At 60.4% G+C, this 9,726-nt stretch carries 8 protein-coding genes and 1 pseudogene; 5 read left to right on the forward strand and 4 right to left on the reverse strand.

The features are described from left to right. Both HP547_RS09110 and HP547_RS09115 read right to left on the reverse strand, forming a co-directional pair. Positions 1 to 870 (reverse strand): annotated as a pseudogene (locus HP547_RS09110) (two-component sensor histidine kinase); the annotation flags it as partial. Then, positions 867 to 1,565, reverse strand: a complete 699-nt coding sequence (locus HP547_RS09115) for a response regulator transcription factor (protein ID WP_172219722.1) — start codon at positions 1,563 to 1,565, stop codon at positions 867 to 869. The pseudogene HP547_RS09110 and the gene HP547_RS09115, both read right to left, overlap by 4 nt. A 351-nt stretch (positions 1,566 to 1,916) precedes the next feature. On the opposite strand from HP547_RS09115, the gene HP547_RS09120 reads away from it, so the two are divergent. The 4 genes from HP547_RS09120 to HP547_RS09130 all read left to right on the forward strand — a co-directional run bounded on the left by HP547_RS09120 (position 1,917) and on the right by HP547_RS09130 (position 7,562). Continuing rightward, entirely contained in the window at positions 1,917 to 2,117 is a 201-nt protein-coding gene (locus HP547_RS09120; RefSeq protein ID WP_172219725.1) for a hypothetical protein, read from the forward strand. A gap of 180 nt (positions 2,118 to 2,297) precedes the next feature. Then, complete coding sequence (locus HP547_RS09125) at positions 2,298 to 5,177, forward strand: ribonucleoside-diphosphate reductase subunit alpha (protein ID WP_172219728.1); 2,880 nt, start codon at positions 2,298 to 2,300, stop codon at positions 5,175 to 5,177. Positions 5,178 to 5,408: 231 nt separating this feature from the next. Further along, a complete protein-coding gene (locus HP547_RS29605) occupies positions 5,409 to 5,540 on the forward strand; it encodes a hypothetical protein (RefSeq protein ID WP_256676297.1) in 132 nt (43 codons plus the stop codon). 774 nt (positions 5,541 to 6,314) lie between these two features. After that, positions 6,315 to 7,562 carry a ribonucleotide-diphosphate reductase subunit beta gene (locus HP547_RS09130; protein ID WP_172286120.1) on the forward strand — a complete coding sequence of 416 codons (1,248 nt, stop codon included), beginning with the start codon at positions 6,315 to 6,317 and terminating at the stop codon, positions 7,560 to 7,562. Positions 7,563 to 7,733: 171 nt separating this feature from the next. Here HP547_RS09130 and HP547_RS09135 read toward each other — a convergent pair whose 3' ends face one another. Both HP547_RS09135 and HP547_RS09140 read right to left on the reverse strand, forming a co-directional pair. Next, positions 7,734 to 8,021, reverse strand: coding sequence for a type II toxin-antitoxin system RelE/ParE family toxin (locus tag HP547_RS09135; RefSeq protein ID WP_172286121.1), 288 nt, complete (start codon positions 8,019 to 8,021; stop codon positions 7,734 to 7,736). Continuing rightward, a complete protein-coding gene (locus HP547_RS09140) occupies positions 8,011 to 8,250 on the reverse strand; it encodes a type II toxin-antitoxin system RelB/DinJ family antitoxin (protein ID WP_028700126.1) in 240 nt (79 codons plus the stop codon). The genes HP547_RS09135 and HP547_RS09140 overlap by 11 nt, the downstream gene beginning before the upstream one ends. Before the next feature lie 788 nt (positions 8,251 to 9,038). On the opposite strand from HP547_RS09140, the gene HP547_RS09145 reads away from it, so the two are divergent. Continuing rightward, on the forward strand, positions 9,039 to 9,726 hold a 688-nt coding region (locus tag HP547_RS09145; protein WP_172286122.1), incomplete at its 3' end, for an OprD family outer membrane porin.

The raw sequence follows: 9,726 nt of genomic DNA on the forward strand, positions 1-9,726 counted from the left end.
GCGCCCCACCGAGTCGGCGTCGCCGGCCGGCACGCGGGTGTCCAGGCTGCCCTGGGCGATGCGGCTGGCGGCAATTTCCAGGCCCGACACGCGCCGCTCCAGCTGGCGGACCAGCAGGTACACCACCAGGCCGATCAGGCACAGGCCAAGAAAGGCGATCAGGATCAGCAACTGGGGGGGATAAGGGTTCAGTTGGTAAAGCGGGCCGATTTCCAGCACCCAGGGCGAACCGGCGAGCCCGGAAAACACCCGGATCGAATCGCCATCCTTGCCCAGCGCCATCACCGTGTCGCCCTCCTCCACCCGGCGTCGCTGGTCATCGTCCAGGCTCACCCGTTCTATACGCTGCAGCGCCACGCCGAAGCCAAAGCCCTTGTCACGCTTGAGCTGTTCCAGGCGCTGTTGCTGCTCGGTAACCGGGTAGCGCACCAGTTCGTCCGCCAACAGGTAAAGGGTGGCCCGCGCCAGCTGTTCGCTGACCTGTTTGACCTGGGCCACCAGCAACAGGTCTTGCTGGCCGACCCTGCGCAGTATCTGCACAGCGTGCGGGCCCGTCTTCTCGACCACTACCAGGCCACGGTACAGACGTGCCCGCTGGCCGCCGTCGAAGCGGCGCGCAGCCATGGGCTGCAGGGTCAGCGGCACCCCGAGCAGGCGCTCCCAGATCAGCAACGAGCGTTTGCGCTCGGTGTCGTTCTGCACTGCCAGGTTATCGGCCATCAGGCTGAACGTGCCCTGGGCCAGGCCTTCGCGGTGCTGGGCGGCGCGCACTTCGTTGACCAGGTGCAGACTGAGCACGCCGAGCAGGGCCACCAGCACCAGTACGGCCAGCATGCCCCCGTAAATGCGCAGGAAGATCGAGTTGTTCATGGCGCCTCGCCGACGAACAGGTAGCCCTTGCTGCGCAAGGTCTTGATCAACCGGGGCTGCAGTGGGTCATCGCCGATCTTGGGGCGAATTTTGGAAATGCGTATGTCGATGGAGCGGTCCTGGCCGTCGTAGCCAACGCCGCGCAGCGCGGTGAAGATCTGCTCGCGCGTCAGCACCCTGCCGGCGTTGCTGGCCAGTAACCAGAGCAGGTCGAATTCTGCGCCGGTCAGCTCGATCAGTTGCTCGCCCAGGCGGGCCTCGCGCAGCCGGTTGTCGATGCGCAGCGCGCCGAATGCAAGGTCCTGGCGCTTGCCGTCCGGGGCTTCGGTACGGCGCAGCAGGGCTTGAATGCGCGCCAGCAGCAGGCGCGGGCGCACCGGTTTGCAGACGTAGTCGTCGGCGCCCAGGTCCAGACCCTGGACCTGATCGAGCTCGTCGCTGCGCGCGGTGAGCATCAGGATCGGACCGGGGTACTGGCTGCGTACCCGGCGACAGATGCTCAGGCCGTCCTCACCGGGCAGCATCAGGTCGAGGACGACCAGGTCGGGCTGGCTGTCGACGATGCGCCGCGCGGCGCGGGCGCCATCGCCTTCCACCGCAACCTCGAAGCCGTTGGCCTGCAGGTATTCGGCGGTGAGCTCGGCCAGGCGCTGGTCATCTTCCACAATCAGGATGCGGGGTACGGGGTGGTCCATGGCTTGTGCCTTTGCTTGTTGTTGTTCTGTTGCCTGTGCCGGCCGCTTCGCAGCACAAGGCTGCTCAAGGTGTCGCGCTCTCCTTGTGCTGCGAAGAGGCCTGTGCAGGGAGCATAACCCTTTAACCAAAAGGCAATATTGCCCGCGGATACTACGTCCCCCCCCGGGTACTGCCAACCTCCCGGCTCTCCCCCGACTGAACCGTTTTTTGTGGTAGGGTGCGCCCCCGAAAAAAACTGCACTGGGGCAGTGTGGCGCAGAAAAATACTGCAAACCACTTGGCACAAGGCCTACAGCGAATACCCACCTTTCACCCACAATCTACCCACACGTTATCCACAGGCGCTCGCCTTGCAAAGACGCCAAGACCGCATTATCTTGTATGCCGAACGCGGCAAACCACTATATGTTGGGTTTAGCCCTGAGTCGCAAACACAAGTCAGCGCGGAAATTCAAGCGCTTTTTCTGGCTGAACTTGGCGCGATTCCAACAGCCAAACCGCTCCAGCGGCAAACTGAACAGCAGTTTTTGGGCCCAGCCCAAAACCTTTGACTTCGGCCAGGGAGCGGCAAGCCATTGCCCCTTATTCCTGAGTCTGTCCCGAAGTCGGTACGCCCGCGCGGGCGGATGCGCATGCATTGCGCATCCCCGCCGGGCCATCGAGCAAGTGGACGGAACGGTGGGCGCCCAAAAGGCGCCTGATCAATATAGAAACTGTGGAGACACCCACCCATGCAAACCGACACAACTCGCGAGAACCCGCAGGCCAAGGTGCCGCAGGCCGCCGATTCCAACCAGGATCTGGCCGCCACCGCCCCCGGCCAACTGCGCGTGATCAAGCGTAACGGCACTGTCGTCGCCTACACCGACGACAAGATCACCGTGGCCATCACCAAGGCGTTCCTCGCAGTTGAAGGCGGCACCGCCGCCGCTTCGTCGCGCATCCACGACACCGTCGCGCGCCTGACCGAGCAGGTCACCGCCACGTTCAAGCGTCGCATGCCATCGGGTGGCACCATCCACATCGAAGAAATCCAGGACCAGGTCGAACTGGCCCTGATGCGCGCCGGCGAACAGAAAGTCGCCCGCGACTACGTGATCTACCGCGACCAGCGCGCCAAAGAGCGTGCCACCCGCGCCCACACCGACGCTGTGGTCGAGCCGCACCCAAGCATCCGCATCACCCTGGCCAATGGCAGCCTGGCGCCGCTCGACATGGCCCGCCTGAACACCATCATCAGCGAAGCCTGCGAAGGCCTGGCCGAAGTGGACGGCGAGCTGATCCAGCGCGAAACCCTGAAGAACCTGTACGACGGCGTGGCCATCAAGGACGTCAACACCGCCCTGGTGATGACCGCCCGTACCCTGGTCGAGCGCGAGCCGAACTACTCGTTCGTCACCGCCCGCCTGCTGATGGACACCCTGCGCGCCGAAGGCCTGGGCTTCCTCGAGGTGGCCGAAAGCGCCACCCACCACGAGATGGCCGACCTGTACGCCAAGGCCCTGCCGGCCTACGTGGCCAAAGGTATCGAGTTCGAACTGCTCAACCCTGCCCTGGCCGACTTCGACCTGGAAAAAATGGGCAAGGCGATCAACCACGAGCGTGACCAGCAGTTCACCTACCTGGGCCTGCAGACCCTGTACGACCGCTACTTCATCCACAAGGACGGCGTGCGCTTCGAACTGCCGCAGGTGTTCTTCATGCGTGTGGCCATGGGCCTGGCGCTGGAAGAGAAAGACAAGGAAGCCCGTGCGATCGAGTTCTACAACCTGTTGTCGTCGTTCGACTACATGGCCTCGACTCCGACCCTGTTCAACGCCGGCACCCTGCGCCCGCAGCTGTCCAGCTGCTACCTGACCACCGTGCCGGACGACCTGTCAGGCATCTACCACGCGATCCACGACAACGCCATGCTGTCGAAATTCGCCGGTGGCCTGGGCAACGACTGGACCCCGGTGCGCGCACTGGGCTCCTACATCAAGGGCACCAACGGTAAATCCCAGGGTGTCGTGCCGTTCCTGAAAGTAGTCAACGACACCGCCGTTGCCGTAAACCAGGGTGGCAAGCGCAAGGGCGCTGTCTGTGCCTACCTGGAAACCTGGCACCTGGACATCGAAGAATTCATCGAGCTGCGCAAGAACACCGGTGATGACCGTCGTCGTACTCACGACATGAACACCGCCAACTGGATCCCTGACCTGTTCATGAAGCGTGTCTTCGATGACGGCAAGTGGACCCTGTTCTCGCCATCGGAAGTGCCAGACCTGCACGACCTGACCGGCAAGGCCTTCGAAGAGCGTTACGAGTACTACGAAGCCCTGACCGAGTACAACAAGATCAAGGTGTTCAAGACCATCCAGGCCAAAGACCTGTGGCGCAAGATGCTGTCGATGCTGTTCGAGACCGGCCACCCGTGGCTGACCTTCAAGGACCCGTGCAACCTGCGTTCGCCGCAGCAGCACGTGGGCGTGGTTCACAGCTCCAACCTGTGCACCGAGATCACCTTGAACACCAACAAGGACGAGATCGCGGTCTGCAACCTGGGCTCGATCAACCTGCCGAACCACATCGTTGAGGGCAAGCTGGACACCGCCAAGCTGCAACGCACCGTGAACACCGCCGTGCGCATGCTCGACAACGTGATCGACATCAACTACTACTCGGTGCCGCAAGCGCGCAACTCGAACATGAAGCACCGCCCTGTCGGCCTGGGCATCATGGGCTTCCAGGACGCGCTGTACCTGCAGCACATCGCCTACGGTTCCGACGCTGCCGTCGAGTTCGCCGACAAGTCGATGGAGGCGGTCAGCTACTTCGCCATCCAGGCTTCTTGCGACCTGGCCGACGAGCGCGGCGCCTACGAGACCTTCCAGGGTTCGCTGTGGTCCAAAGGCATCCTGCCACTGGACTCGCAACAGATCCTGATCGAAGCCCGTGGCCAGAAGTACATCGACGTCGACCTGAACGAGTCGCTGGACTGGGCCCCCGTGCGTGCTCGCGTGCAAAAAGGTATTCGTAACTCGAACATCATGGCCATCGCGCCAACCGCGACCATCGCCAACATCACCGGCGTGTCGCAGTCGATCGAGCCGACTTATCAGAACCTGTACGTGAAATCGAACCTGTCGGGCGAATTCACCGTGATCAACCCGTACCTGGTCCGCGACCTGAAGGCCCGCGGCCTGTGGGACTCGGTGATGATCAACGACCTGAAGTACTACGACGGTTCGGTGCAGCAGATCGAGCGTATCCCGCAAGAGCTGAAAGACCTGTACGCCACCGCGTTCGAGGTCGAGACCAAGTGGATCGTCGATGCTGCCTCGCGTCGCCAGAAGTGGATCGACCAGGCTCAGTCGCTGAACCTGTACATCGCCGGTGCCTCGGGCAAGAAGCTCGACGTGACCTACCGCATGGCCTGGTACCGTGGTCTGAAAACCACTTACTACCTCCGTGCCCTGGCTGCGACCAGCACCGAGAAGTCGACCATCAACACCGGCAAGCTCAACGCCGTTTCCAGCGGTGGCGACAGCGCCCCGGTCCAGGCAGCCGGCCCTGCGCCAGTGCCGAAGGCCTGCGCGATCGACGAGCCTGACTGCGAAGCCTGCCAGTAAGGTAAACACGGGGCGAAAGAAGGTTACTTCTCTCGCCCCGCTTTGTAAGAACTGCTTTTCTCAGGCAATAAAAAGCCCGACGCAGTTACAGCTGCATCGGGCTTGGATCTCCCACGAGCACGTGCATCGCTCAAAGGGAGGCTAGATCCTACAGATCTAAAGTGAGCGCGAATTTTCGTGCCTGTCAGGACTAGTGTCAAGTGATGCTCATCTAAATTGGAGAATCACGCTATGTCTAAAAAGACATCATCCGGCGGCCAGAAAATCGGTCGCGATGCGGATAGCGGGCGCTTCACCACGGTCGAAAAGGCTCGTCAGAACCCCAAGACCCACGTGGTTGAAACCGTGAAGAAATCGAAGTAAATGCAGAAAAAGCCGGGAGAGCAATACTCCCGGCTTCTGTTTTTGGAATGCCCATGCTCATTTCTTCACTCTTCCTTTAACACTCTGCGGCTTTACTTGGGGCAGATGCCATGACGCCTCTTGACCTGTGACCGATTTCCTGGCAAGGAGGTCTGACTGTTTTTTTGCCTGTTCTTTGTCTCAGCGCTTCCATTCCCCCCGCTTCATTGACTCAAAATCCCCTTCGCTCGATCGCCATTCGTCAATCGGTTAGCTGATCCTGACAGGCCGGAGCTCCGTTTCCATGCGGCGTAACGCCCATCCTCTTGACTCAGGGCAAACTCGGCTTGAATTTCTCGCTTGTCCCCTACCTCTCAAAACTATATCGTGTGCTTCGGAACAAGACACAACACCATATAGGCGAATTTTGCCCTACTGGCGTCTTGACAAACTCATCGACGGTTATCGGGTCTCTTACCAAAAAAAGAGATCGGAGACACGACATGAAAGCCCCTGAATTGCCGTTTTCCGGTACAATATTGCCCCTCCAAAAGCGGCTCAAAATTCTGACCGCTTACGATGGTCGGCCCCTGCCTCCGGATGCCTTTTGCGGCCGGTACGTCAACGAAGCCTGTGATCGCTGATCACCAAGCTCATGGCCATTCAAACCAAATTCGAAACCTTTGCAGGGACACCTCGTGAGCCGAGGCGGTTCATGCGTGGTCTCTAGCAGTACCACTTCATCTTAATTTTTACGGTCGCCCACAAGCGACCCACAAGCGGAGCCAAAACACCATGCTGAGCTGGGACGAATTCGACAAGGACGAAAACGAAGTCACCACTAAAGGCCCAAGTAGCACTCAAGCCAGCCAGCCAGGTATCGACAAGCTCGACAGCGCCGGCGGTGCCGCCGCCCTGGAAGCTCGTGCCGTAGTTTCGACCGACTCCGAGGCAGTGAAGCGTGCCAAGGCGTCGCTTAATGACCTTGACATCGCCGAAGGCCTGGCCGAGCTAGAAGGATCCTCGGCCCGCGTCGCCGTTGACGAAAAGCGCATGATCAACTGCCGCGCCGACCTCAACCAGCTGGTACCTTTCAAGTACGACTGGGCCTGGCAAAAGTACCTGGACGGCTGCGCCAACCACTGGATGCCGCAAGAGGTCAACATGACCGCCGACATCGCCCTGTGGAAGAGCCAGGACGGCCTGACCGAAGACGAGCGCCGCATCGTCATGCGCAACCTCGGCTTCTTCTCCACTGCCGACTCGCTGGTTGCCAACAACCTGGCCCTGGCCGTGTACCGCCTGATCACCAACCCGGAGTGCCGCCAGTACATCCTGCGCCAGGCCTTCGAAGAGGCGATCCACACCCACGCCTACCAGTACTGCATCGAATCGCTGGGCATGGATGAAGGCGAAATCTTCAACATGTACCACGAGATCCCGTCGGTCGCGAAGAAAGCCGCCTGGGGCCTGAAGTACACCCGCGCCATCTCCGATCCGGAATTCAACACCGGCACCGTCGAAACCGACAAAGAGCTGCTGCGCAACCTGATCGCCTACTACTGCGTGCTGGAAGGCATCTTCTTCTACTGCGGCTTCACCCAGATCCTGTCCATGGGCCGCCGCAACAAGATGACCGGCGTTGCCGAGCAGTTCCAGTACATCCTGCGTGACGAGTCGATGCACCTGAACTTCGGTATCGACGTGATCAACCAGATCAAGATCGAGAACCCGCACCTGTGGGACGCGGCGATGAAGGAAGAGGCGACCCAGATGATCCTGCAAGGGACCCAGCTGGAGATCGAATACGCCCGCGACACCATGCCACGCGGCGTGCTGGGCATGAATGCCGCGATGATGGAGGACTACCTCAAGTTCATCGCCAACCGTCGCCTGACCCAGATTGGTCTGAAAGAAGAGTATCCAGGGACTACCAACCCGTTCCCTTGGATGAGCGAAATCATGGACTTGAAGAAAGAGAAGAACTTCTTTGAGACGCGAGTGATCGAGTATCAGACGGGTGGGGCGTTGAGCTGGGACTGATTTTCCGGGCTGAACATCAAGAAGGCTGCCGATTGGCAGCCTTTTTTATTGGCTCGGGAATGGCAGAATGGGGTTCTTCGCGGGCAAGCCCGCTCCCACAGAATCAGAGCTCTAGCTTTTTGGCGATGTCTACCTTGAGACTGCAGCCTGGGACTGCCATATCCTGGAGGCCTACTCGAGTCGCTCAGCAGCCTTTTTGTAAGCTTGGTCTCTTTCACGGCGATCGACAGCGACGACAAAAACCACGATCTCTTGGTCAATGACCTGATAGATCAGCCTATACCGGCTGCTGCGCAGCTTTATCTTGTAGCTGTCTGGTAGCGAGTGAAGACGATTGGCTTCAACCCGACGATTCAGCAGAACCTCTGCCAGTTTCTTCTTGAACTGCTGACGCACGGTATCGCCCAGTTTCTTCCACTCTTTCAATGCACGGGAATCGAAGTCGAGGCTATAGGTCATCCAGCTGCACCCTCACGCGCTGCGGCGAAGCCAGTCGCTCCTGCACAGTGGCAATGAGGTCTTCATCTTCTTCGGTCATGAGGACCGGCCGGAAGGGTAACTTGCCCCGCTCAGCTACATATTGCAGAGCCTGTCGCATGAGCTCGGAGGGGGTTACGCCGAGGCGCTCGAGCTCTTTGTAGGCGCGGGCTTTGAGATCGTCGTCGACGCGGATGTTGATGGAAGCCATGGCTTGGCCCTCATGTAAAGACGAATGTCATTACACTGCACTGATCCTGTGGATTCTGCAATGGCGGTTTGTCTGAGGAGCGGCTTGGTGTCGCGGAAGGGCTGCGTAGGCCCTGAAAACTCTACCGACTGTGCCATTGCCGGGGCCGCTGTGCGGCCCTTTCGCGACACAAGGCCGCTCCTACATGGAATCGCGTAGCTCGGGAGATTTGTGTTGGTAGTTGCTGGCAGGGACAACTACGCGTGGGCTCCCGTGTGTTCAGGGGTTGCGGCAGGGTCCACCGCCAACTGGATTTGATTGGTAAAGGGGGAGAACGGCACGCGCTCCGCCCGTGTTCGCGGCGGTTCAATGCATTGATGAACCCGCTCGTACCAAAGGCCGAGCGCCATCAAGGGCCTGGGTGCGGACAGGGTCGTCGTATGTCTTTACACGCGGCATTGTAGAGCACGTGCGTCCGGTTTTTCGGGTATTTCAGCCTTGATCGCTGGGTCATTACGGATTGACAGCCTACCGCCTCCTTGCTAATAATCGCCCACAGTTGTACGACAACGCATAACAAAAACAACAATCAGTGGACGAAATCATGTCGACACTCATCCCGCTCCATCCACGCCTGTTGCACACCTCTTTTCCCGCAGCCAGCTCACGTACATCCACCGGTACCTAGCCGCCGGCTAGTACGCAGTCACTCCAGGCCCTGACCGGCCCGTAATCTACTCGCCCCTGCCGCAGGCCGCTTGCGCGTGCCCGGTGGACGGGCTGCTACACCCTTCGGGAGCACAACAATAATGAAAATCTGCCAAACCCTTCCCTTCGCCCTGCTCGGCGCCGGGGTCATTGCCGGCCTGCCAGGCACTAGTCTGGCGGCGGGTTTTGTCGAGGACAGCAAGGCCACGCTCGGGCTGCGCAACTTCTACATCAACCGTAATTTCACCAACCCCGCCAACCCGCAAAGCAAAGCCGAGGAGTGGACGCAAAGCTTCATCCTCGATGCCCGTTCGGGATTCACCGAGGGCCCGATCGGGTTCGGCGTGGATGTGCTGGGGCTGTGGTCGGTGAAGCTCGACGGCGGTGGCGGCACCTATGGCACGGCGCTGCTCCCGCGTCATGACGATGGCCGGCCGGCGGATGACTATGGGCGCCTGGCGGTAGCAGGCAAGGCGCGGATTTCCAGGACCGAACTGAAGATCGGCGAGTGGATGCCGGTGCTGCCGATTCTGCGCTCGGACGACGGGCGCTCGCTGCCGCAGACGTTCCGCGGCGGGCAGGTCACCTCCAACGAGATTGCCGGCCTGACCCTGTACGGCGGCCAGTTCCGCGGCAACAGCCCGCGCAATGACGCCAGCATGGAAGACATGAGCTACGGCGGCGGGGTGTCGGACCGCTTCAACTTCGTCGGCGGCGAGTACAAGTTCAACCAGGACCGCACCCTGGTGGGGCTGTGGAACGCTGTGCTGAAGGACGTTTACCAGCAGC

Origin of the sequence: Pseudomonas sp. CM27, from assembly GCF_013179515.1 — a bacterium.
Classification (GTDB): Bacteria; Pseudomonadota; Gammaproteobacteria; order Pseudomonadales; family Pseudomonadaceae; genus Aquipseudomonas.